Consider the following 21,960-nt stretch of genomic DNA (forward strand, 5'->3'; position numbering starts at 1 on the left):
GCCGGTCGGCCCTCGGCGGCGGGGGCGGCGCCCGGCCGTTGTCGCGGGTCGGCGGGCGCGGCGGGCGGCGCGGTTGTGGGGGGCGCGCCGCCCGCGCGGTGACGACGGTTACGTCAGTTGCTTCAGTTGCTTCAGTTGCTTCAGTTGCTTCAGTTGCGTCGGTTGCGTCGGTTGCGTCGGTTGCGTCGGTTAGGACGGCGACGCGGTGCTGGTGCCCTTGGGCTTCTGGCAGCCGGGCTGCTTGGCCATCGCCTTGCCGACCTCACCCTCCTGCAGCTTCTGCAGGGCCTTGTCACCCGAATTGCTGAGCTTCTTGAGGTCGTCGGCGATGCTGTTGAGGCCCGCGGCGAACTTCGCCTTGTCCGAGGTGTCGAGCTTGTCGACGGCCGTCTGCAGGTCCTTGTACGCCTTGGAGGTGCTGTTCAGCTCCTTGACCGCCTGCTTCTGGGTCTGCTCGCCGCCCTTGACGGGCGGGGCGCCCGCGTCCTGCACGGCCTTGCCGAGCGCCGCGTACGCCTCGGAGATATCGCCGAATGCCTGGGAGTCGGTCTGTTGAAGCTTCTTGGAGTCCGGTTCATCGGACGCGGCCTGGATCGCGGCGTTGGCGCTCTGGATCTTCTTCAGCTGCGGCTGCACCTCGTCGCAGACCGTCTTGGCCCAGTCGTTGACCTTTTTGTTGCTCTCGCCCCCGCCGCCTCCGCAGCCGGTCAGCGCCACGACGAGTGCCGCACCGCCGGACAGTGCCGCCACAAGCTTCTTGTTCACCGGATTGGTCCCTTCCATGGCTCTTCTCGGCCCCGGAACATACACGGCCGAGCGGCCGGGGCCCTGGGATGAGCGTCCCTTATGAGGCCTTCTGAAGCCATTTGAACCAAGCCAGGTGTGCTTTCCGCCTCACCTTGAGGCCGAACCCTGGGACCGGATCCTGAGCCCGGACACGCTCGCCCCGGGGCCGGACGCGGGGCCGGAGGCGGAAACGGGCGGACAGCGTGCCGACGCACGCTGTCCGCCCGCCTGTCGCAGGGCTCTCCCCCGTCGGCCCGCGGCCCACTCCCCCAGGTCAGGACACCACCGCGGCGTCGGCTGACTTACCGACCCGCTCGGAGTTGCCTTCGTCACCCACCGCGATACCGCGCCGCTTGGACACGTACACGGCTGCGATGATGATCAACAAGGCCAGCGTCGCGATCCCGGCCCGCAGGCCCGGGCTGGCATTGTCGCCGTAGGAGAACTTCACGACCGCCGGGGCGATCAGCAGCGCCACCAGGTTCATGACCTTCAGCAGCGGGTTGATCGCGGGGCCCGCCGTGTCCTTGAACGGGTCGCCGACCGTGTCGCCGATCACCGTCGCGGCGTGCGCCTCGCTGCCCTTGCCGCCATGGTGGCCGTCCTCCACCAGCTTCTTCGCGTTGTCCCACGCGCCGCCGGAGTTCGCCAGGAAGACCGCCATCAGCGTCCCGGTGCCGATCGCACCGGCCAGGAACGAGCCGAGCGCGCCGACCCCGAGAGTGAAGCCGACCGCGATCGGAGCCAGTACGGCGAGCAGCCCGGGCGTGGCGAGCTCGCGCAGCGCGTCCTTGGTACAGATGTCGACCACCCGCCCGTACTCGGGCGTCTCGCTGTAGTCCATGATCCCGGGCTTCTCGCGGAACTGCCGCCGCACCTCGAAGACCACGGCACCCGCGGACCGCGACACCGCGTTGATCGCCAGCCCCGAGAAGAGGAAGACGACGGCGGCGCCGAGGACGAGCCCGACGAGGTTGTTCGGCTGCGAGATGTCCAGGCTCAGGTTCATCTTCCCGGACACGGTCGTATGCGTCTCGGCGATCGCCTCCGCGATGGCGTCGCGGTACGAGCCGAAGAGCGCGGAGGCGGCGAGCACCGCCGTGGCGATGGCGATGCCCTTGGTGATCGCCTTGGTGGTGTTGCCGACCGCGTCGAGGTCGGTGAGCACCTGCGCGCCCGCGCCCTCGACATCGCCGGACATCTCGGCGATGCCCTGGGCGTTGTCGGAGACCGGGCCGAAGGTGTCCATGGCGACGATCACGCCCACGGTGGTGAGCAGACCCGTGCCGGCCAGCGCGACCGCGAACAGCGCCAGCATGATCGAGGTGCCGCCGAGCAGGAACGCGCCGTAGACGCTGAGGCCGATCAGCACCGCCGAGTACACCGCGGACTCGAGCCCGACCGAGATCCCGGCGAGCACGACCGTGGCGGGACCGGTCAGGGACGTCTTGCCGATGTCCCGCACCGGCCGCCGGGTGGTCTCGGTGAAGTAGCCGGTGAGCTGCTGGATGAGCGCGGCGAGCACGATGCCGATGGCGACGGCGACGAGCGCGAGCACGCGCGGGTCCCCGCCGTGGCCGAGGATCGCGCGGTCGGTGACGCCGTCCAGGTCGGCGTAGCTGGACGGCAGATAGGCGAAGACCGCGGCCGCCACCAGCGCCAGCGAGATCACCGCGGAGATGAAGAAGCCGCGGTTGATGGCGCTCATGCCGCTGCGGTCGGAGCGCCGCGGGGCCACGGCGAAGATGCCGATCATGGCGGTGACCACGCCGATGGCCGGGACCAGCAGCGGGAACGCCAGGCCCGCGTCGCCGAAGGCGACCTTGCCGAGGATCAGCGCGGCGACCAGGGTCACGGCGTACGACTCGAACAGGTCCGCCGCCATGCCCGCGCAGTCCCCGACGTTGTCGCCGACGTTGTCCGCGATGGTCGCGGCGTTGCGCGGGTCGTCCTCGGGGATGCCCTTTTCGACCTTGCCGACGAGGTCGGCGCCGACGTCGGCGGCCTTGGTGAAGATGCCGCCGCCGACCCTCATGAACATCGCGATCAGGGCCGCGCCCAGGCCGAAGCCTTCGAGCACCTTGGGTGCGTCGGCCGCGTAAACCAGCACCACGCTGGACGCGCCGAGCAGGCCGAGACCGACGGTGAACATGCCGACCACGCCGCCCGTGCGGAAGGCGATCTTCATGGCCTTGTGCGAGACGGCCGTCAGATCGACACCCGATTCGCCCGCGGAAGAGGTCGAAGAAGGGGGCGTGGAAGAGGGGGAACTCCCATTGACGGGAGCCGCCCCGGACGGCTTCTCCGGTGTCGCCTCACGGGCGGCGGCCGCGACCCGCACATTGCTGCGCACCGCGAGCCACATCCCGATATAGCCAGTGGCCGCCGAGAATCCGGCGCCGATCAGAAAGAACACCGATCGCCCGATGCGCTGCTTCCAGTCGTCCGCCGGCAACAGCATGAGCAGGAAGAACACCACGACGGCGAATACGCCGAGAGTGCGCAGCTGCCGGGTCAGATAGGCATTCGCGCCTTCCTGGACCGCCGCGGCGATCTTCTTCATGGTGTCGGTGCCCTCGCCGGCCGCGAGCACTTGTCGTACCAGCGTCACCGCGACCGCGAGTGCCGCCACCGCGACCGCGGCGATCACCAGCACGATCACTCTGTTGTCATCGGTCAGTTCCACGGCGGCCAGGGTTGGGGGAAGGTCCAGTGGATGAGGGGTGAGTTGCCCCGCCATTCGTCCTCCTTGACGTTTGGCACATGGGCGCGCAGCAGTTCTGCGACCGCAGAAGAGCCGCCACGCTCAGGCGTCCTGAGCTCAAGATGTGGACGGATTGTAGGGAGCGGCACCAGATCAAAACAGGGCGCCGGAATAGGAATTCGCCTGCACCAGCGAAGATCAATAGGTTTCGGCCTCAGCAATTCCCTCGGATGAAGGAAGGCGACTAATTCGCTGACGCATAGATAATGATCTCTATAAACGATCTCAGTGTCATATAAAAAGCCCTGCTCAGCGCATGGCCAGAGCAGGGCGGAGCACCCTGCGCCGACGTCCGCTATGGACCCCGGCGCGAGCTGTGGAGCTACGGCAGAAGGGACTGGGGAGCGGTGGGCCAGCTCATCCGAATACGGCCGCCGGTCTCGCTCGACGTCACCTCGACGTCGTCGACCAGCCCGCTGATGACCGCGAGCCCCATCTCGTCCTCTCCCTCGGCCGCCGGCTCCTCGTCCACGTCGGGATGGGAGCCGGGCGTCAGCCCGGCGGATGTCGGCGACTCGTCGCCGACCTCGATGGAGAACTTCTTCTCCTCGTCGGTCAGGACCACCCGCACCGGGGCCTCCACCCCATTGCTCAGGTGGAGCCCGACCGCGCGCGTGCATGCCTCGCCGACCGCAAGCCGCACCTCGTCGAGCACGGCCTCGTCCACCCCGGCCCGACGCGCCACGGCCGCCGCCACCAGGCGTGCGGTTCTGACGTGCTCGGGCAGGGCGCTGAAGCGGAGTTCGACGGTGGCCATGCCATCCCCCTCGGGCGTGTGGGCGTGCATCTCAGGGGGCCGGGCGGAGCCGCCCGGTACCCCCTCGTTCTTCCGGTGGTGGCTGATCAGTCGGTCGCCGCGACGGCGTCATCGACCGAGGTGTGAATCGGGAACACCTTGGTCAGACCAGTGATACGGAAGATTTTGAGAATGCGCTCCTGGTTGCAGACGAGGCGCAGCGAGCCCTCATGGGCCCGCACTCGCTTGAGCCCGCCGACGAGCACGCCGAGTCCGGTGGAGTCGAGGAAGTCGACGCCCTCCATGTCGACGACCAAGTGGTAATTGCCGTCGTTGACAAGCTCGACCAGCTGCTCGCGCAGCTTGGGCGCGGTGTATACATCAATCTCGCCACCGACCTCGACGACCGTGCGGTCGCCAACGGTCCGGGTCGACAGGGACAGGTCCACGGATCCTCCAGCACCTTGCATCGAGCGGTCGCCCCCCATGGATCGGCAGCCGCGATGGCATTCAATCACTTACCAGCAGGCGCGCACGACGCCTTGAGCCCATTGTCCGTCAGACCAGTGACAGACTCGGTGTCGATGGCCCACAACCAACTCCCGCGGCAGGCGGGCATACGCACCTCACCCCGGACCGTCCTCGGTCGGCTCACCACCGGGGCGAGCCGGGCTGCGCGCATCACTCATACGGAGCACTTGCCCCCGCGTATCGGGACCCATGCCGATTGGCCTCGCCAGATCCGGCCGGAAGTCGTCGATGCCGTCCAGGCCGCCGGAATCGAGCGCCCGTGGGCCCACCAGGCGCGTACGGCCGAGCACGCGCTGCGAGGCGAATCCGTGGTCGTCGCCACGGGCACCGCGTCGGGGAAGTCCCTGGCCTATCTGGCCCCCGTCCTCAGCGCCCTCCTGGACGGCTCTGAGGCGCCCAGCGGACGCGGCACCACCGCCCTGTACCTGGCGCCCACCAAGGCCCTGGCCGCCGACCAGCGGCGCGCCGTGGCCGATCTCGCCGCCCCGCTGGGCACCGGCATCCGCGCCGCGGTGTACGACGGGGACACCCCGGTCGAGGAGCGCGAGTGGGTCCGCCAGTACGCGAACTACGTGCTCACCAACCCCGACATGCTGCACCGCGGCATCCTGCCCGGGCACCCCAGATGGTCCTCCTTCCTGCGCGCACTGCGCTATGTCGTCATCGACGAGTGCCACACCTACCGGGGCGTCTTCGGCTCCCACGTGGCCCAGGTGCTGCGCAGACTGCGCCGCGTCTGCGCCCGCTACGGCTCCTCACCCGTCTTCCTGCTCGCCTCCGCGACCGCCGCCGACCCGGCCGTCGCGGCGACCCGGCTGACCGGACTTCCCGTGGTGGAGATCACTGACGACTCCTCACCCCGGGGCGAGGTGGTCTTCGCCCTGTGGGAGCCGCCGCTGACCGAGCTGCACGGCGAACAGGGCGCCCCTATCCGCCGCACCGCCACGGCGGAATCCGCGGACCTGCTCACCGACCTGGCCGTCCAGGGCGTCCGTACGGTCGCCTTCGTACGCTCCCGGCGCGGCGCCGAGCTCATCGCCCTGATCGCCCAGGAACGGCTCGCCGAGGTCGACCGGTCCCTCGCGGACCGGGTCGCCGCCTACCGCGGCGGCTATCTCCCCGAGGAGCGCCGCGCCCTGGAGCGCGCCCTGCACTCCGGGGACCTCCTCGGACTCGCCGCCACCACCGCCCTGGAGCTCGGGATGGACGTGGCCGGGCTGGACGCCGTCGTCCTCGCCGGATACCCGGGCACCCGCGCCTCCCTGTGGCAGCAGGCGGGGCGCGCCGGGCGCGCCGGCCAGGGCGCGCTGGCGATCCTCGTGGCCCGGGACGACCCTCTGGACACCTATCTCGTCCACCACCCGGAAGCCCTCTTCCGACAGCCGGTCGAATCCACCGTGCTGGACCCGGACAACCCATACGTCCTCGCGCCCCACCTCTGCGCGGCCGCCGCCGAGCTGCCGCTCACCGAGGCGGACCTCGAACTCTTCGGCCCCGCCACCGAGGAGCTGATGCCACAACTGGAGCAGCGCAGACTGCTCCGCCGCCGGGCGACCGCCTGGCACTGGACCCGCCGCGAGCGCGCCGCCGACCTCACCGACATCCGCGGCGAAGGCGGCAGGCCGGTGCAGATCGTGGAGGCCACGACGGGGCGGCTGCTGGGCACCGTGGACGCCTCAGCCGCCCACGCCACCGTCCACGAGGGCGCCGTCCATCTCCACCAGGGCCGGAGCTACCTCGTCAAACAGCTCGACCTCGAAGACTCGGTCGCGCTCGTGGAGGAGGCCTCCCCGCCGTATTCGACCACCGCCCGCGACACCACGGCGATCTCCATCCTCGAGACCACCACCGAGGTCCCGTGGGGCGACGCACGGCTGTGCTTCGGCTCGGTCGAGGTCACCAACCAGGTCGTCTCCTTTCTGCGTCGCAAGCTGATCAGCGGCGAGGTCCTCGGCGAGTCCAGGCTCGACCTCCCGCCCCGTACGCTGCGCACCCGGGCCGTGTGGTGGACGGTCACCGACGACCAGCTCGAGGACGCCCGCGTCGCCCCCGAAGCCCTCGGCGGCGCCCTGCACGCCGCCGAGCACGCCTCCATCGGCATGCTGCCGCTGTTCGCGACCTGCGACCGCTGGGACATCGGCGGGGTCTCCATCCCGCTCCACCCCGACACGCTCCTTCCGACCGTGTTCGTCTACGACGGGCACCCCGGCGGCGCGGGCTTCGCCGAACGCGCCTTCCACACCGCCGCCCGCTGGCTCACGGCCACCCGCGAGGCGATCGCGGCCTGCGAGTGCGAATCCGGCTGTCCGTCCTGCATCCAGTCCCCCAAGTGCGGCAACGGCAACGACCCACTCGACAAGAAGGCCGCCATCCGCCTCCTGACCACCCTCCTCACCAAGGCACCACCCCAGCCGGCCGACACCTGACGCCGGGCAGCCGACGCCGGGCGCCTGCATAACCGGGGCCGGGCCTCTGGCACCTGATACGGGGCACCGGGCAGCCGGTAGCCGACGGTGGGGCTCTGGCACCCGACGCCGGGCGCCTGACGCGCCTGACAGGCTTCACCGGGCGCCTGGCGGCCGGCACCTGACAGGCGGCACCGGGATCTGCGTCCGCCGCGCGGACGTACAGCCCGAGCCCGCGCCGACCCCGGCGCCCGGCCGCCGGTCGGGTCCCGCCACCGTCCCGCACCCGCGGCCTCCCGGTCGGCGCCTCACCGGGGCGCGTCTCGCTCGGCCTGGGGCTCGGGCGGCTCCGCGGGGCCGGCGCGGGACCGGACTTGGGGGGCGAACGGACCGGCGCGGGCCTCCACCCTGAGATCGGCGATCGCGCCGCGCAGGGCGCACTTCACCACGCGGGTGCCCTGTTCGGCGGCCACCCGCCGGGCGAGTCCGCAGGCGACTTCGGGTCCCTCCAGCCCGTGGTCCGCCGCCGCGAGCGCCGCCAGATCCGCGGCGGCTCCGGCCCGGTGGCGGGCCACCATGACCTGTCCGGCCGCCAGCACGACCGCGAACACCGCGCACAGCGCCGTGGCGGTCAGGGCGGCCCACACCGTCGCCGACCCACGGTCTCCCCAGTCCCTCCTCACGGCCGCGCCTCGCCCGCCGGTGCCACGGCCGATTCCGGCGCCTCCTCGGTCCGGCCCACCGACTCCTCGGCGAAGGCGACCGCCTCACCGCGCAGGCGCACCGCCAGTGGGCCAGGGCCGGGCGCGCGGGCCTCGACCCGCACCCGCACCAGGTCGCCCTCCCGCCGCAGCTCGACCCGGGCCCCGCGCGGCGCGGCGGACCGGGCGGCGGCCAACACGGCCGCCCGGGGCTCCGATCGCGCTGCGGCGCGCGCACCGGCCCGCGCCGCGTCCACGCACCGCATCTGCCCGGACGTGGCCATCAGGCCCCAGATCAGCATCAGGGCGAACAGCCCCAGCACCGGCAGCGCGACGGCCGCCTCCGCTGTGACAAACCCCCGGTCGCCCGGTCCGGCCACGCCGCGCCGACTGCCCGGATTGGATCGGCCGGTCGCGTCAGAACTGTCCATCGAGCGCCTTCCCGATCATCGACCGCAGCGCTTCGTCGACCGCCCCGCCAGTCACCACCTTGTACAGAACCGCGGCAAAGGCGCATGCCGCGAGTGTCCCCATCGCATACTCGGCGGTCGCCATCCCCGCGTCAGCTCGTGCCTTCGCTGCCGCGTACCGCCGCAGACACCACCGCATCACCATGTCGGCCTCCCCGTTCTGTGCTGATTCCCGTACGTCTGACTCGCATAGTTCTGACTCGTGTCTTTTGACCGCCGGACTTCCGGCTGCCGCGCTTCCGTTTCCGTGCTTGCCTGCGACGTCCGCACTCGCTCTGCCGGACGGCCCCCTCCTCAGCCACCGCCCACCAGGACGCCCGCGAGGCCGAGCATCACCGGCGCCACCCCGATCAGCAGGAACGCGGGCAGGTAGCACGCCCCCAGCGGGGCGGTGGCCAGCACGGTTGCGCGCTCCACCCGTTTGTCCGCCTGTCTTCCCTGCTCGGCCCGGCAGTCGGCGGCCAGCCGGGACATCGACTCCACGGCCGGCGCGCCCGTCGTACCGGCGCGCTCCAGAGCGCGCGCCAGTCCGTGCGCACCGGGCAGAGCTCCCATACGCCCCCAGGCGGCGGACGGTTCGCCTCCGAGACGCAGCTCCGCCGCGGCCTGGGCGAGCCGTTCGCCGATCGGGCCGCCGAGCGACCGCCCCACCGCCTCTGCGGCCTTGTACGGACCGGCTCCGGCTTCCAGGCAGGCGGTGAGCAGATCGGCGGCCAGCGGAAGCTGACGCGCCGCGCCGTCGTTGGCGCGCTTGCCGGACCGCCTGCCGCCGCTGGCCTGGCGGTGGCGCCGCCACCTTCTCGCTCCGTATCCAGCCGCGAGGCCCAGCACGCAGCCCAGCGGGCCACCGACCAGGACGAGGCAGCCGATCAGGGCACCGGCGGCCCAAGCCCAGTCCCGTATCGCGTCGGCCACCCCGTCGGCGCGCCATCTCTCCCGCAGCCCCGGCCGCCGCCCCTGATGGGCCTCCGGCAGCAGCACCGCGAGCCGACGCCGGGCCGTCCGCACCCGGCGGGCATCGGTCACCGCTCCCACGACGGACACGGTGGCGCAGGCAAAGGCCGCCGTGATCCACAGGCTGTGGATGACATCAGCCGTCATGGCTCTGGCGTCCTTCCTGGCCGGCCGCCGCCCGAATCACCCGCGAGGTCCAGGCGAACCCGGCCCACTCCAGTAGCCCGCCCACCAGCAGGCAGGCCAGACCGGCCGGGGTGTGGAGCAGCACATGCAATGGGTCCGCTCCCAGCGCGGTGCCCATCAGCAGCCCGAGGACGGGCAGCAGCACCAGCACGACGGCCGTGGCCCGGGCGCCCGCCAGCCGGGAGCGCAGGCTCTGCCGCTGATCCCGCTCGGCCCGCAGCGCCGCCGCGACCCGGTCGAGGCCGGCCGCGAGGCCCGCCCCCTCGTCGACCGCGACCTGCCAGCAGGCCGCGACCCCGATGAGCCCTTCCGCACCTGGCGAACGGGCCGCCCTGCGCAGGGCCTCCGCCACATCACCGCCGAACCGCGCCGCTGCCGAAACCAGGCCCCACCGCTCCCCGATATGCCCTGGGGGCGTGGCCAACAGCGCCTCGACCGGTTGCCGTCCGGCGCGCAGCTCGCCCGCCACGGCCCCGCACAGCTCGATCACCGCCGCGGCGCGCCGATCCCGCCGCCGATCGCGCTGACGCGCCCGCCGCCACCGGCCGACAAGCGGCACGGCCGCCGCCCCGGCCAGCAGCGGCAACACCGACGCGCCGACCAGCGCGAGCACACATCCCACCGGCAGGCACACCAGCTCGCGCCCCATCCGCCCGCCGTATGCGGTCCGCCACCGCTCCCGCAGCCAGGCGACCGTCTCGGTCAGCCGGCGCTGTGGATCCGCCCCGGCGGGCCCGACGGCTCCGCCGCCCGCGAACAGCAGCCTGGCCCGCCGCAGATCCCTGTCCCGCCCGGAGAGCAGCCACGCCGCCGCGCCCGCGCACAGCACGGCCGCACACAGCGGCAGAGCCTCTGGGGCCACTCCACCGCCCACGCCCGTCATGCCGCGCCCCCGCCGCGTACACACAGCCGCTGGAGCCGGTCCCAGCCCGCCGCCCTCCCGAAACCCTCAGGGCTCCACACCGCGGCCGGGACGGTCGTGACATAGCCCGCCCGGTCCCGGTCCAGGACATGGAGCTCGGCGATCTTGCGCCGCCCGCCGCGGTCCCGCACCAGATGGATCACCACCGACAGGGCGGCCGCCAACTGGCTGTGCAGCGCCGCCCGGTCGAGGCCGGCCGTCGACCCCAGCGCCTCCAGCCGGGCCGGGACATCCGCCGCGGTGTTGGCGTGCACCGTGCCGCAACCGCCCTCATGCCCGGTGTTGAGCGCGCCCAGGAGATCGGTGACCTCGGGACCGCGCACCTCTCCGACCACGAGCCGGTCCGGACGCATCCGCAGCGCCTGGCGCACCAGATCCCGGAGGGTGACCTGGCCCCTGCCTTCCTGGTTGGCGGGCCGGGTCTCCAGCCGGACCACATGTGGATGGTCCGGCCTGAGCTCGGCCGAGTCCTCGGCGAGGACGATCCGCTCGTCCGGTCCGACGAGCCCCAGCAGCGTGCTGAGCAGGGTCGACTTGCCGGAGCCCGTGCCTACGTAGACGTTCTAAAGAAGACTACTGACAAGCAGGAATACGCGGAAGCTTCGTTGGCTAGTCCTGTGACCGGAAGGTTCACCAAGTCGCCATCGCCGCAGCGTTCCCAGGCACAGCACTAGGGTGGGACCGCCTGTCAGCAAGCGAAGGGAAAGCTGTGATCGGCGAATCCGACGACCGGCCGTGGGGCACCTGGACGATCCTCGACGAAGGCGCCGGTTTCAAGGTCAAACGGATCGAGGTCAAGCCCCACGCGCGGCTCTCTTACCAAACCCACGAGCACCGCGCCGAACACTGGGTGGTCGTCGCAGGCACCGCATCATCGATCATCGACGGTGAGACGGTCGTTTCCAGGGTCGGCGAGTGCATCGACATTGCGATCGGGCAGCCCCACCGCATCGTCAACAATGAAGACGAGCCGCTGACCATCATCGAGATCCAGCGTGGCGACTATCTTGGCGAGGACGACATCACCCGGCTAGCGGACGACTTCGGGCGCGTCTAGACCCGGACGACGCGCGGAGCCTCGCGCTGCGGGCGGATCAGGTGGAGGGGCGGCAGTAGCGGCCCGGCCTACCGCGCCCGCGACGTCAGACGGACTCCTCGGCTGGCGGTTCGCCATGCTCCAAATACACCGGGTGCCCCTGGCCCCTCGCGGATATGGCCCGCTTCACTCGGCGGGCGAGTCGTGGGATCAGAAGTTGGTCTAGGTCTTCTGCCGCGTGGAACTCGGCAGCCAGCAACTCGTCAGACGCGAGCTTGATCGACGCTGCCGCATCCGGGCTCAGCTCTCCGCCGTCGAAGAGATACAGGACCTTGTCGCCCTCGGCGTCGTTCGGCGCCCAGTCGACCACCAGCAGCGAACCGATGGGCGGCGTGATGCCTAGCTCCTCCTCGACCTCGCGGCGGCATGCGCTCAGGGGCGACTCCCCCGTCTCGATGTACCCGCCCGGAACCTCCCACATGGGTTTGTACGAGGGGCGGACCAGCAAGACACGGTCTTGGGCATCGCAGAACAGCGCACCCGCTGCCATGCGCGGCCGTGCCATCCGCTGGACCTGCTCGTTCTCGGGCATGTCATGACCCTACTGGCCGTGGTCCTGAGGGGCTGAACGTGGTCTCTGTGTCTACCGGGACGCGACTCAGCGTGTGACACTCGGCTGAGAAGAGTGAGGAGATACAACGGTGCGTGGCATGACCGACCGCCTCCCATTCGGCGAGCGCGTGAAGTTCTACCGAAAGCGTCGCGGCCTTCATCAGTGGCAACTGGGCGAACTGCTCAACCGCTCCGAGGACTGGGTGTATCGGGTCGAGGCGGGCCGTATCCCGGTGAACAACGTCAAGATGCTGGCGGACCTGGCAGACGCCTTGCGGGTCCATGTGGAAGATCTGCAAGGGGCCCCGACGCTCCTGGACGATCACAAAGATCACGCGGGCAGCGTGCCCGCTATTCGCGCCGCTCTGATGCGTTCTCGGCGGCTGGCTGGCTCCTTGTACGACGCGCGGGAGCCGCTTCGCTTGGAACGTCTCGCCGTGGAGGTGAGCGACGCCTGGGGCATGTACCAGGGTTCCCAATACGCCCAGCTGGCCGGCCGCCTTCCGTCGCTTCTCGCTGACGCGCGCATGGCCACACATGAGTATTCCTCGGGGAAGGACAAGGCTCAGGCACTCCGGCTGTTCGCCCTGACGTGTCACGTCACGGCGGCATTCCTCCGCAAGCTGGGTGAGACGAATCTGGCTTGGACGGCTGCCGATCAGGGCGACGTGGCCGCGAATGCATCGGGAGATCTGGACGCCATGGTCGCGCTGCGTCGGTGCGTGGCACACGTCCAGCTCGGTGCCGGACTGGCGGAGGAGGCCGTAAGCGTCACCCAGGACGCTGACGTTGATCTGCCGAATGGCTGGTGGGAGACGTCGCCGGTCTCGCTCTCCCTATACGGAACGCTTCATCTGAATGGGGCTGTCGCGGCTGCGCGGGTGCGTGACAGGTCTCTGGCCGACCACATGATCGGGAAGGCTCAGCGGGCAGCCGATCGGCTCGGGACAGACGCTAACGAGATGTGGACGGCGTTCGGTCCAACCAACGTTGAGATTCATCGGCTGGCGCTGGCGCTTGAGTTCGAGGATGTACAAGAGGCTGTCGACATAGCTCCGAGAGTGAAACCCCCTGCCGGATTCCCCCCGGAGAGGCGCGCGAGAGCACGTCTGGATGTCGCTCGGGCGTACGGTGAGGCCGGAAGGACGGACGACGCCATCAATCATCTGAAGCGGGCCTACAGGGCCGCGCCAGAGCAGATGCGCGCACATGAGTTCGCCCGCGACTTGGCGCGTCGGCTGCACAAGCGGAGTGCCCGACGTGACGCTCACGAGCTCGCTGTGGGCCTTGGTGCGCTTGATTAGCCGCTGACTTCGCGAAAAAGCAGGGTGGACCCGGAAAATTCTTCCGGGTCCACCCTGCTTTTTGCTTCTACGGTCATCCCGTTCAAAGCCCGCCTGGCCTTGGGAGCTTGCCGTGACCGTTGACGACGTAGACGTCTGCGCGATTGAGAAGACGATCGCCCGTGCTGTGGTCAAGCGGACGGCGCTGCCCCCATACGAAGAACTCTGCGAACTGCATGACGTCCTGGTGGAGCACATCAAGGCGCTGGTGCCGCTTGCCGACAAGCGGATCAATCGCCTGAACCGGGGAACCGTGGACTGGTACCAGAAACGGAGCAGGCTGGACCTGATCCCGCATGAGCTCCGTCAAGGGCTCGGCTCCGGTTTGCAGTCGGCTGACTGGCACGTCCGGAGCCTCGGTTACACCTGTCATTTCCTGCTCGACAACTCCGGGGTGACCTCGGACGCACGGTCGATGCCCTAGAGACCGGGCGGGAGCTGCTGCGCCCCGGGAAGGACCCGGTAGCTCCCGCCCCCCAACTCCCCTTGGCTCAGTGTCTGTGAGGCAAGCCCACGCCCTGTGAGCTCCCCCGCCTCACCGACGTCACACACTGCGCCTCGGGGATAGCGGCGGACCTGCACACTCCGCCGTCTGCGGTCCGGCTCTCCGCACTCGCCACACCCGAGGTGGGGAGCCGGACCGCGCACAACAACAACACATGCAAAACCGGACCACCCCTTAAACCCTGGCAGGCCGCGAGGTGGTCCGGCGAAGAGTCCATGATCAGGACCCCGGTGCCGATGGTACCGGGGCGGTTGTCGTGCTCGCTTCGACACTGCCCTATCCCAGATGAGTTCGAGTGGAGGAAAGGGGTGTTGACGAGTGCGAGGCGGACGCGACGCGGTGGGCTCGGCGGTGGCGGTGACGGGGGTGTCTACGACACGCTGCCCAGCCACGACGATGCCCGCGCCGACGCGCAGCGACCATGGCGGCCTGAGCCACTTCGCGGCAGCAGCTGCCCCCCGCCCGCCACGTCCGGGCAGTGCGGTCTGCTCACGCTCGCGCATCCGTGACGGCGGCAGTACGGCGGCCGGCCACATCCGGCCCGGGTCGACGATCGACATGCCCCCGGCCGGGCGCCCCCTCTCCCCGCTGGCCTCTTTGCGCGCACAACGGCGATGGTCGCAGTCGGCGGACGGCTGGCCATGTAAGCCGCTCTGCGTAGCCGCCCCTCGATGGCTGGCAGTTCGGGCGCGTGGTCCTGGTCGTGCTGCTGCTTCGGCGTCTTCGCTGTGGTCGGCGGGAGCACCGCGGGCGACTGTTCCAGGTGCTGACTGGCTCTGGTGGGTCGCTGGTGTGGGGTGGCGCGCTGAGTGGGCCGGGGGCGCCGCTGAGCGGGGCGGCAGACAGGAGCGGGCGGCGGCCACGGGCCGCCAGCGCGCGCGGCCCGCGCAAGCGGGCCGCCTTGATCCAGTAAAGAAACTTTGAACAGCTCGCGCTCTGGGTGCCGTGCCAGCCTGCCCAGTGCGGCGGAGTCCGAAGGAAGAAGAACGGAGCGTGATCGGCTCGTTGAGTCGTGCTGACAGCAGGAGAACGGCGCGTGCTGCCGCGCAAACCATGAACGGGGGAATCAGGATGATGGGCGACGCTGAACGAGTGCTGCTGGAGGAGATCGCGGAGATGACTCGGGCCCTGAATCAGGAGATGGCTGACCTGAACATCAGGGTCTCGGCGATCAGTTCACGTCTGGATTCTCTAGACGGGAAACCTTCTCCTCAAGACCAGCAATCTGTTGCCTGAGGCTTACTACCTCGCCTGTGACATGTCGCAGTTGCTCCCGTACGCCAAGGAGGATTTCGGCCAGGCTGGCCGTCTGATCGACAGTCACAGGAGGGGGAGGCCCGGCCTTCACGTGGTCGGCCTGGGCACTCTCTTTGTACTGCGTGTACCAGGCTGGCGGGGTGTAGTCGAGAGTGAACTCACCGGCCCACTCGGAGGCGAGTTCCCCGATCGGGTCGACGGTTGGGTGCTGCTTCGGGTCGGCGACGTAGTTCCCGCGTCCGTGTACGGAGTAGATCAGCCCTTCGTCGCGCAGGACCCGCAAAGCCGCGTGGACGGTGGCGTTGGCGATGCCGAGCGTGTCTCTCAGCTCGCGGGAGGACGGCAGGCGGTCACCGGGCTTGAGGTGCCCTGAGGTGATCTCTGCCCGGAGCCTGTTGGCAGCCAGCTGATATGGCGGGCGCGGGTCGTTGTTCGGCAGGCTCATGGGGGCAGTCTAGTTCGCTCTAGACCGCCCCAACCAGTAGGCCAGTGATCTAGAGTGCTCCACATCACATTGACTGATCTAGAGCGCTCCGTGGTACTACTTGATCCACGCCGCAGCGAGCGGCAGAAACCGAAAGGAAGTTCGAAACATGGCGCGCATTCGCGTGGGACTGCTGCCCTCCACGATGTTCATGGTCGGCACGCTGCCGGTGCCGAAGATCGCGGACCAGGAGACGGGCAAGATCGCCCAGGATCGGGACACCGGTGAGGACCTGTTCACGCTGACGGTGTTCCTCATGGAGGACGGCCGGGCGGAACAGATGAAGCTCACCGTTCCGAAATCCGGTCTGCCGGACGGGCTGAACCTGGGCCTCCCGGTCCGGCCGACGGAGCTGTTCGCCACTCCGTGGGCGCGCATCTTCAACGGGCAGCTGTCCGACGGGATCGCCTACCGGGCGGCGGCGCTGGAGCTGGTCAAGTGACGACCGCCAAGCCTGAGCCGGTCTATCCGGTCGAGCCGGAGAGCGGGGATGACGACTCGCGGTTCACCAACGGCCTGCTCCTGGACGTGGTCGAGGTGATCGAGTCGCACGGCTACCCGAAGTTCGTATCCGGCCGTGACCTGCTGGAACTCCGGATGTCCCTGTACGCATTCCTCTACAAGAACAAGGACTGACCGTGACGGTGGGTGAAGTTATCGGGTTGGCTCCGGCTCTGGCCGGGGCCGCCCTGGCCCTGAGCGGGATATGGGCCGTGTGGTGGGTGGTGCGCTACGTGCGTGCCGACAAGATGACGCGGGCGAGCATCCGGCAAGCCATCCGGGTGCGGCGTGGCTGGCGTCGGCTGGCTCCGATGGCGGGCCTGTCGGTGACCGACAAGACCCCTCCGGCTGCGGTGATCGTGGCGCCGGACGGGAAAGTGCCCAAGCCCCGGGTGCTCATCCCGAAGATCAAGGTCAGGGCCGACCGGTACGGCGTGGTGGTGCGGGCGGTGTGTCTGCCGAAGGTCAGCCTGGCGGAGTTCCAGCGCGCGGCCCCCTATCTGGCTGATGCGTGGCGGTGTACGCGGGTCTCGGTGCTGCCGGACAGGCCGGGGCAGCTGGTGATCCGTGGCGTACGGGTTGATCCGCTGATCGTGCCGACCGAGCACATACCCACGGGTGAGGTTCCTGAGGAACTGGCGGTGTGGGGCCTGGGGGTGGACGAGTACGCCCAGCCGATCGACGTGAGCCTGTCGGACGTGCCCGGGGTCACCGTGGCCGGTCTGCCCGGGTTCGGCAAGACCTCGCTGGTCAACAAGTTCATCTGCGACACCGCCCCATCGGATGCGATCCAGTACGCCGTAGCCGACGGCAAGGTCACCTCATCCCATGAGGGCGACTACGCCGACCTGGCGCAACGCATGTTCGCGTTCGTCGGCGATGACCTCGAAGAAGCGAACGCGTTGTTCAAGCGGCTGGTCAAGCTGCGGCGGGACCGCTCGGCGTCCATCCGCGCCGTCCTCGGCGTCAAGAACATGTGGCACCTCGGCCCCTCCGCCACCTGGCCACTCACAGTGCTGATCGTGGATGAGGCACACACCTACTTCCGCGACCACAAGGGATCGGACCCGCAGACGAAGAAGCTCGCCGCGCTGGCCGCTGACAACGCCCGGCTGGTTGAGGACCTGGTGAAGAAGGGGCGGAGCGTCGGCATCCTGGTGATCATCGCGACGCAGAAGGCGACTGGGGATGCCATCCCCACGTTCATCCGGGATGTGTGCCCGGTGGGCCTGTCCTTCGCGCAGAAGACGGCTGAGGCGGCCGTGGTCGCGCTGGGGGAAGACATCCGGAATTGGCCGGATGCCAATCCGACGGCGCTTCAGGATCCGGTCTATGTCGGCGTGGCTTCCATGGCTCATCAGGGCCGCCCCGGCTTCACCCGCATCCGCACCCCGTACGTGGCCGACGATGACGCGGCCCGCATCGCCGCCGACACAGCGCACCTGACCCGCGACCCGGCCGAACTCCTCGACGAACAACTCACCAGCCCCACCAGTGCGCCGGTCCTCCTGGCCAAGTGACCCTCTGTACCCCGACCAGCCCGACACCGGAAGGAGGTGAACTCTTATGTCTGAGGATCGGATCACTCAGCGCACCGTGACCGTGGTCATGGCCATCATCGCGGCCCTGGCCTTCGTCTTCTCCTTCGGCAACGTCTGGGCCCTGGCCCTGCGCCTGGGCGTCCCGCGCCCGATCGCCCCGCTGATCGCCCCCATGGTCGACCTGTCCGTTGTCGGCCTCCTGGTGGCCCTGCGCTACCTGTCGCTACGCGGTATCGCCGCTGAGCAGATCAAGGGCGCCACACGCCTGATGCACCTGTCCGGGCTCCTGACCCTGGCCCTCAACATCGCCGAACCCCTCGTCGCCAAGCACTACGGCCGCGCCGCCGTGGACGCTGTCGCCCCGCTCCTCCTCCTCGGCTGGGGAGCCGTCGGCCCGCAACTCCTGCGCCATTTCCACGCCGTCACCCACACCGAGGCTCCGACCCCGGCGGCCACCCCCGACCCGGCTCCGGCCGAGACAGCTCCCGCACCGGTCACTGAGCCTGACTCCGCCCCGGCCCCGGCCACAGCGCCGACTCCGGAACCGGCGGCAGCCTCAGCCCCGCCAGCCCCGGCCGCGCCCCCGGCGGTCACCGTGCCCGTGCCGCTGCTCAACGCCGCCCGCACTATCGCCGACACCTACCAGGCCGACCACGGCGCGCCCATCACCCCGGCCCAGCTCCGGACCCGCCTGGGCGTCGCCCTCCCGCTGGCCACCGCCGCGCACGCCCAGCTCTGACCCCGTGCCGGCCGTTCCGGCAATCCGAACTCGCCCCGCCCTACCGGGCTCGATTCGCCATGCCCCGAGCAGCACGCACCCCGCCCTTGGCCTACTGCTGCTCGGGGTCCCTTCCCTCAGAAAGGACACCGCCCGTCGTGAACCGCCCCCTGGACCTGCGCCACGTGGCGAGCCTGGCCCTGCGGGACCTCATCGAGCTCGCCCACCTCCCCGACTTCGACCGCGTCCACGACCAGATCAGCCGCGTCCGGGGCTGCACCCGACCGGTTCAGCTCGTCGGCACCACACAAACCCTCGACGCCACCACGAACACCGTGCTGCGGTCGTACAGCACCGCCGACGAACCGACCGGACGCCTCCTGACCGCGTGCGGCAACCGCCGCTCATCCCGGTGCCCCGCCTGCTCACGGGTGTACGCGGCCGACACCTACCACCTGATCAAGGCCGGGCTGTCCGGCGGCAAGGATGTCGCCGAAACCGTCCGTGATCACCCCCGCGCCTTCGTCACCCTGACTGCCCCTTCGTTCGGCCCGGTCCACAACTGCAAGACCGACGCGGGCAAGCTCCGCCCCTGCCGGTGCGGCGCCCACCACGCTGAAGATGATCCGGCGTTGGGCACCCCGTTGACCCCGGCCGCGTACGACTACACCGGCGCCGTGCTCTGGAACGCGCACGCCGGACAGCTCTGGGCACGCTTCACCACCTACCTGCGCCGCGCCCTGGCCGAACACCTCGACATGACCCAGAAGGCGCTGAACGCCGCTCTGCGCGTCTCCTTCGCCAAGGTCGCCGAATACCAGAAGCGCGGCCTGGTCCACTTCCACGCCGTGATCCGCTTCGACGGACCCGACGGCCACACCACCCCGCCCCCGGCCTGGGCCACCTTCGACGCCCTGAGCGCGGCCGTGGGCCTGGCGGTCAAGCGTGCCCGGCTCACCGTCGAGTCTGACGCCGTCGGCGAACGCGTCATCGCCTGGGGCGGCCGGTTCAAGGTGGACCCCATCTCGGCCCTGGGCGACGGCGAACTGACCGACGCCAGAGTTGCCGAGTACACAGACGCCAAGGTCGCCGGATACGTCGCCAAGTACGCCACGAAGAACGCCGAAGGTGCGGGCACCGTGGACCGCTCCTTGCGCTGCTCGCACTGCGCCGGACGCGGCTACCAGTGCGGCCCCGACGGCTTCCGGGACCTGTGCGGCCAGTGTGAGGGCACCGGCCAGTCCGAACCCCTCGCGGACCTTCCCGTGCACAGCCACGTCCGCCAGATGATCCGAACCGCCTGGGCCCTCGGCCACCTCCCCGAATTCGCTGACCTGAAGCTCTGGAAGTGGGCTCACATGCTCGGCTTCCGGGGCCACTTCTCCAGCAAATCCCGCCGCTACTCCACCACCCTCGGCGCACTCCGCGACGTACGCCGCGCCTGGCGCACCGCGCAAGCACGCCCCGCGGGAGCTCCCGAGACGAGTGAGGAAACCACCCTCGTCCTCTCCCACTGGCAATACCTCGCCTCCGGCTACAGCCCCGGCGAAGAACTCATAGCTGCCCAAGTACGCCACGACCGCGCCCAAGCGCGGGACATGGCCGAGCGTGTGAAGACGGAAGGGGAGGTATGGCGGTGACTGACCGACGCCCCACAGAGGATGAGTGCTGGGCGGAGTTTTGGCAGATCATTGGTAAGGCTGCTGCACGTCGGTACCTGCGTGAACTCGAAGAGGCTGACCCCGGGCATGGTGAGGTTACGGACCTCCCTACGGCTGCCTGAACCGGCCCGAGTGCCGCCCTCCGCCTGCCAGAGGCACAGGGCGGCGCTCTGGATGGTCAGGGGCTACCTCCCGACCTCTTCCGGCTCCGGCCGCTCCCAAAGGGGGATGATCGTGTATCGGTCGTGGTCGTGGAATTCGCCTCGGCTCGCGTTGATCCGCCAAATGACCTTCTTCAGGGCCGCGCGCTTCGTGTCATCGTCCATGTGCGGCCACTCCTTCATCAGCCCTTGGAAGACCTCACGCTTGGGCACGCTGGGTGTCTTGCGCTTCTTGGCTCGTTTCAGCTTGGCATCGGCTGTGGCGATCTCCTCGGCGAGTTCATCGCGCTGCTCGATGAACTCGGCTTGATCGATCTCGTCGGCAGCTCTCATGCGTATCAGGTTCTTCTTCAGGGTCTTCAGCCGGGAGATCTCCGCTTGCCAGTGATCAGGGCCGTCCTGCTGACCTACGGGGGCAGCGTTGGCCTTGACTGCCTCCTGGGCCACTGCTTGGGCGGTTCCGTCGTCCTTGGCCCGCTTCTGGAGCCATTCGAGGATCACTGCGTCAACCGCCTCGCGGCTGGCGTTCGAGTGGTTGCACTCTCCTGTATCGATCTTCCCGCACCGCCATGTCAGGTACAGGCCGCCACCTGCGCCGCGTGAGGCTCCCGCGCGCATCGGTACCCCGCTCTTGTCTCCGCAGTCGATACAGAACACCAGGCCGCTTGCCGGATACTTCGCCCTGGTCTTGTGAGAAGCGATGCGTTTGCCCGCGCGGCGGCGCTCTAGGTACGCGTTCCAGGTGTCCTCGCTCTTGATGACCTGCTCATGCGCCCCGGGGATCCAGATGAATCGGTCAAGCTTGTGGATCCCGGTGGACTCGACGGCTGACTCTGGCAACTCATCGGCCCAGCTCCGGGCCCCCGGCGTAACCCGTACGTATCCGGCGCCGAACCCGGTGTCCATCGCCGCCAGCAGGGTTTTGTCTGTGATGATCTTGCCTGAGTACGTGCGAAGGCCCTCTAGCTTGAGCTCATGGGCCGCTCGGTGAAGGGGCTTCCCTTCGGCGTACTCCTCCCAGGCGTACGCCAGCGCATCGCCATAGACCGGCCTGGGTATCTGGATGCCCGCCTTGCACTTCTCGCAGGTCTGCCGCCTCTGGCGTTCCCGGCGGACTCCGCGCGGGGATCGCGGCTCGGGCATCGGGCACGTGTCGCAGTACCAGTAGCCGAACCTCGGCGCGCCGTGGTGGGGCAGCCCGCGCCTGATCCGCCTGGCATGGGTGCTCATCCAGTTCTCGCCGATTAGATCCCGCTGGAACTCGGCGACGCCCAGCATGTTCGTCCGGGCGAACCGGCCCGCTGCCGTGCTTGTGTCGAACTGCTCCGTAGCTGACTTTGCCACGCCGCCCATGCCTTCCAGCATGCGGAGATTGGTCAAGGACAGCTCAATGTTCCGGCCGAAGCGGTCCCATCGGTAAACGAGCACGCCATCCGCTTCGTCGTTGGAGACGCGGGCGATGATGCTGCCGATCTTGCGCTTGGCGAAGTCAGCGCCGGATAGATCCAGGTCATACACGACATCTACGATGACTGCGCCGATATCGGCGGCATACTTGCGCCCCGTGTGCTCCTGCAACTCCGGGCTGATCATGTCCTCACGGGCTGTGGAGACCCGTATGTACAAGATCAACCGCAAGACCTGGCTCGGTACCGCTCGGAGAATGGTCATTACGTGCCCCCTGCG

General features: G+C 69.4%; 21 protein-coding genes and 1 pseudogene. 9 read left to right on the forward strand and 13 right to left on the reverse strand.

The window, feature by feature from the left end; all coding sequences use genetic code 11:
* Positions 1-189: 189 nt before the first annotated feature.
* The 4 genes from CCN51_RS16820 to bldG form a co-directional block, all read right to left on the reverse strand.
* Positions 190-783, reverse strand: coding sequence for a hypothetical protein (locus CCN51_RS16820; protein ID WP_014178439.1), 594 nt, complete (start codon positions 781-783; stop codon positions 190-192).
* Positions 784-1,060: 277 nt separating this feature from the next.
* Positions 1,061-3,526, reverse strand: coding sequence for a sodium-translocating pyrophosphatase (locus CCN51_RS16825; protein WP_014178438.1), 2,466 nt, complete (start codon positions 3,524-3,526; stop codon positions 1,061-1,063).
* A 346-nt stretch (positions 3,527-3,872) separates the two neighbouring features.
* Entirely contained in the window at positions 3,873-4,307 is a 435-nt protein-coding gene (locus CCN51_RS16830) for an ATP-binding protein (RefSeq protein WP_014178437.1), read from the reverse strand.
* Positions 4,308-4,393: 86 nt separating this feature from the next.
* Entirely contained in the window at positions 4,394-4,735 is a 342-nt protein-coding gene (gene bldG / locus CCN51_RS16835) for an anti-sigma factor antagonist BldG (protein WP_014178436.1), read from the reverse strand.
* A gap of 54 nt (positions 4,736-4,789) precedes the next feature.
* Between bldG and CCN51_RS16840 the strand changes: the two genes are divergently transcribed.
* The gene (locus tag CCN51_RS16840; RefSeq protein ID WP_078610581.1) at positions 4,790-7,243 is read left to right on the forward strand and encodes a DEAD/DEAH box helicase; all 2,454 of its coding nucleotides are present in this window, start codon (positions 4,790-4,792) and stop codon (positions 7,241-7,243) included.
* 287 nt (positions 7,244-7,530) lie between these two features.
* On the opposite strand, the gene CCN51_RS16845 is transcribed toward CCN51_RS16840, so the two are convergent.
* From CCN51_RS16845 to CCN51_RS16870, 6 genes and pseudogenes are all read right to left on the reverse strand, one after another.
* Positions 7,531-7,905, reverse strand: a complete 375-nt coding sequence (locus CCN51_RS16845; RefSeq protein WP_238545430.1) for an Rv3654c family TadE-like protein — start codon at positions 7,903-7,905, stop codon at positions 7,531-7,533.
* Positions 7,902-8,354 (reverse strand): TadE family type IV pilus minor pilin, encoded by a 453-nt coding sequence (locus CCN51_RS16850; RefSeq protein WP_055413984.1) that lies wholly within the window; start codon positions 8,352-8,354, stop codon positions 7,902-7,904. The genes CCN51_RS16845 and CCN51_RS16850 overlap by 4 nt, the downstream gene beginning before the upstream one ends.
* The gene (locus CCN51_RS16855) at positions 8,341-8,478 is read right to left on the reverse strand and encodes a DUF4244 domain-containing protein (protein WP_238545429.1); all 138 of its coding nucleotides are present in this window, start codon (positions 8,476-8,478) and stop codon (positions 8,341-8,343) included. The genes CCN51_RS16850 and CCN51_RS16855 overlap by 14 nt, the downstream gene beginning before the upstream one ends.
* Positions 8,479-8,687: 209 nt before the next feature.
* On the reverse strand, positions 8,688-9,494 hold the full coding sequence (locus tag CCN51_RS16860; RefSeq protein WP_014178431.1) for a type II secretion system F family protein: 807 nt from the start codon (positions 9,492-9,494) through the stop codon (positions 8,688-8,690).
* Positions 9,484-10,416 carry a type II secretion system F family protein gene (locus CCN51_RS16865; RefSeq protein WP_043491046.1) on the reverse strand — a complete coding sequence of 311 codons (933 nt, stop codon included), beginning with the start codon at positions 10,414-10,416 and terminating at the stop codon, positions 9,484-9,486. Before CCN51_RS16865 ends, CCN51_RS16860 begins: the two co-directional genes overlap by 11 nt.
* A pseudogene (locus tag CCN51_RS16870) lies at positions 10,413-11,006 on the reverse strand (ATPase, T2SS/T4P/T4SS family); the annotation flags it as partial. The pseudogene CCN51_RS16870 and the gene CCN51_RS16865, both read right to left, overlap by 4 nt.
* Before the next feature lie 158 nt (positions 11,007-11,164).
* Here CCN51_RS16870 and CCN51_RS16875 point away from each other — a divergent pair.
* Positions 11,165-11,512: a phosphomannose isomerase type II C-terminal cupin domain gene (locus CCN51_RS16875; RefSeq protein ID WP_014178428.1), complete on the forward strand. Its 348-nt coding sequence runs from the start codon at positions 11,165-11,167 to the stop codon at positions 11,510-11,512.
* A gap of 85 nt (positions 11,513-11,597) precedes the next feature.
* Here CCN51_RS16875 and CCN51_RS16880 read toward each other — a convergent pair whose 3' ends face one another.
* Complete coding sequence (locus CCN51_RS16880; protein WP_014178427.1) at positions 11,598-12,083, reverse strand: NUDIX domain-containing protein; 486 nt, start codon at positions 12,081-12,083, stop codon at positions 11,598-11,600.
* A 118-nt stretch (positions 12,084-12,201) separates the two neighbouring features.
* Here CCN51_RS16880 and CCN51_RS16885 point away from each other — a divergent pair, with 118 nt between their 5' ends.
* Entirely contained in the window at positions 12,202-13,407 is a 1,206-nt protein-coding gene (locus CCN51_RS16885; RefSeq protein WP_014178426.1) for a helix-turn-helix domain-containing protein, read from the forward strand.
* Between the two features lie 112 nt (positions 13,408-13,519).
* The gene (locus tag CCN51_RS16890; RefSeq protein ID WP_014178425.1) at positions 13,520-13,870 is read left to right on the forward strand and encodes a DUF6415 family natural product biosynthesis protein; all 351 of its coding nucleotides are present in this window, start codon (positions 13,520-13,522) and stop codon (positions 13,868-13,870) included.
* A 1,252-nt stretch (positions 13,871-15,122) separates the two neighbouring features.
* Here CCN51_RS16890 and CCN51_RS16895 read toward each other — a convergent pair.
* Positions 15,123-15,653: an SCO5717 family growth-regulating ATPase gene (locus tag CCN51_RS16895; protein ID WP_014178424.1), complete on the reverse strand. Its 531-nt coding sequence runs from the start codon at positions 15,651-15,653 to the stop codon at positions 15,123-15,125.
* Positions 15,654-15,801: 148 nt separating this feature from the next.
* Between CCN51_RS16895 and CCN51_RS16900 the strand changes: the two genes are divergently transcribed.
* From CCN51_RS16900 to CCN51_RS16920, 5 genes are all read left to right on the forward strand, one after another.
* The gene (locus CCN51_RS16900) at positions 15,802-16,134 is read left to right on the forward strand and encodes an SCO3933 family regulatory protein (RefSeq protein WP_014178423.1); all 333 of its coding nucleotides are present in this window, start codon (positions 15,802-15,804) and stop codon (positions 16,132-16,134) included.
* Entirely contained in the window at positions 16,131-16,328 is a 198-nt protein-coding gene (locus CCN51_RS16905; protein ID WP_014178422.1) for a hypothetical protein, read from the forward strand. Before CCN51_RS16900 ends, CCN51_RS16905 begins: the two co-directional genes overlap by 4 nt.
* Before the next feature lie 2 nt (positions 16,329-16,330).
* Positions 16,331-17,713, forward strand: coding sequence for an FtsK/SpoIIIE domain-containing protein (locus CCN51_RS16910; protein ID WP_106436402.1), 1,383 nt, complete (start codon positions 16,331-16,333; stop codon positions 17,711-17,713).
* Positions 17,714-17,759: 46 nt separating this feature from the next.
* On the forward strand, positions 17,760-18,473 hold the full coding sequence (locus tag CCN51_RS16915) for a DUF2637 domain-containing protein (RefSeq protein ID WP_014178420.1): 714 nt from the start codon (positions 17,760-17,762) through the stop codon (positions 18,471-18,473).
* Positions 18,474-18,610: 137 nt separating this feature from the next.
* A complete protein-coding gene (locus CCN51_RS16920) occupies positions 18,611-20,092 on the forward strand; it encodes a replication initiator (RefSeq protein WP_014178419.1) in 1,482 nt (493 codons plus the stop codon).
* 206 nt (positions 20,093-20,298) lie between these two features.
* Here the strand turns inward: CCN51_RS16920 and CCN51_RS16925 are convergent, their stop codons facing one another.
* Positions 20,299-21,945, reverse strand: coding sequence for a recombinase family protein (locus CCN51_RS16925; RefSeq protein ID WP_014178418.1), 1,647 nt, complete (start codon positions 21,943-21,945; stop codon positions 20,299-20,301).
* Positions 21,946-21,960 lie beyond the last annotated feature (15 nt).

It is taken from the genome of Streptomyces milbemycinicus, from assembly GCF_002154605.1.
Taxonomy (GTDB): domain Bacteria; phylum Actinomycetota; class Actinomycetes; order Streptomycetales; family Streptomycetaceae; genus Streptomyces; species Streptomyces milbemycinicus.

Bases quoted from the DNA above. Each gene is read 5' to 3' on its own strand.
- CCN51_RS16820 (WP_014178439.1), bottom strand. From the start codon at position 783: ATGGAAGGGACCAATCCGGTGAACAAGAAGCTTGTGGCGGCACTGTCC.
- CCN51_RS16825 (WP_014178438.1), bottom strand. From the start codon at position 3,526: ATGGCGGGGCAACTCACCCCTCATCCACTGGACCTTCCCCCAACCCTG.
- CCN51_RS16830 (WP_014178437.1), bottom strand. From the start codon at position 4,307: ATGGCCACCGTCGAACTCCGCTTCAGCGCCCTGCCCGAGCACGTCAGA.
- CCN51_RS16840 (WP_078610581.1), top strand. From the start codon at position 4,790: ATGGCATTCAATCACTTACCAGCAGGCGCGCACGACGCCTTGAGCCCA.
- CCN51_RS16850 (WP_055413984.1), bottom strand. From the start codon at position 8,354: ATGGACAGTTCTGACGCGACCGGCCGATCCAATCCGGGCAGTCGGCGC.
- CCN51_RS16855 (WP_238545429.1), bottom strand. From the start codon at position 8,478: ATGGCGACCGCCGAGTATGCGATGGGGACACTCGCGGCATGCGCCTTT.
- CCN51_RS16860 (WP_014178431.1), bottom strand. From the start codon at position 9,494: ATGACGGCTGATGTCATCCACAGCCTGTGGATCACGGCGGCCTTTGCC.
- CCN51_RS16865 (WP_043491046.1), bottom strand. From the start codon at position 10,416: ATGACGGGCGTGGGCGGTGGAGTGGCCCCAGAGGCTCTGCCGCTGTGT.
- CCN51_RS16880 (WP_014178427.1), bottom strand. From the start codon at position 12,083: ATGCCCGAGAACGAGCAGGTCCAGCGGATGGCACGGCCGCGCATGGCA.
- CCN51_RS16885 (WP_014178426.1), top strand. From the start codon at position 12,202: ATGACCGACCGCCTCCCATTCGGCGAGCGCGTGAAGTTCTACCGAAAG.
- CCN51_RS16895 (WP_014178424.1), bottom strand. From the start codon at position 15,653: ATGAGCCTGCCGAACAACGACCCGCGCCCGCCATATCAGCTGGCTGCC.
- CCN51_RS16900 (WP_014178423.1), top strand. From the start codon at position 15,802: ATGGCGCGCATTCGCGTGGGACTGCTGCCCTCCACGATGTTCATGGTC.
- CCN51_RS16915 (WP_014178420.1), top strand. From the start codon at position 17,760: ATGTCTGAGGATCGGATCACTCAGCGCACCGTGACCGTGGTCATGGCC.
- CCN51_RS16925 (WP_014178418.1), bottom strand. From the start codon at position 21,945: ATGACCATTCTCCGAGCGGTACCGAGCCAGGTCTTGCGGTTGATCTTG.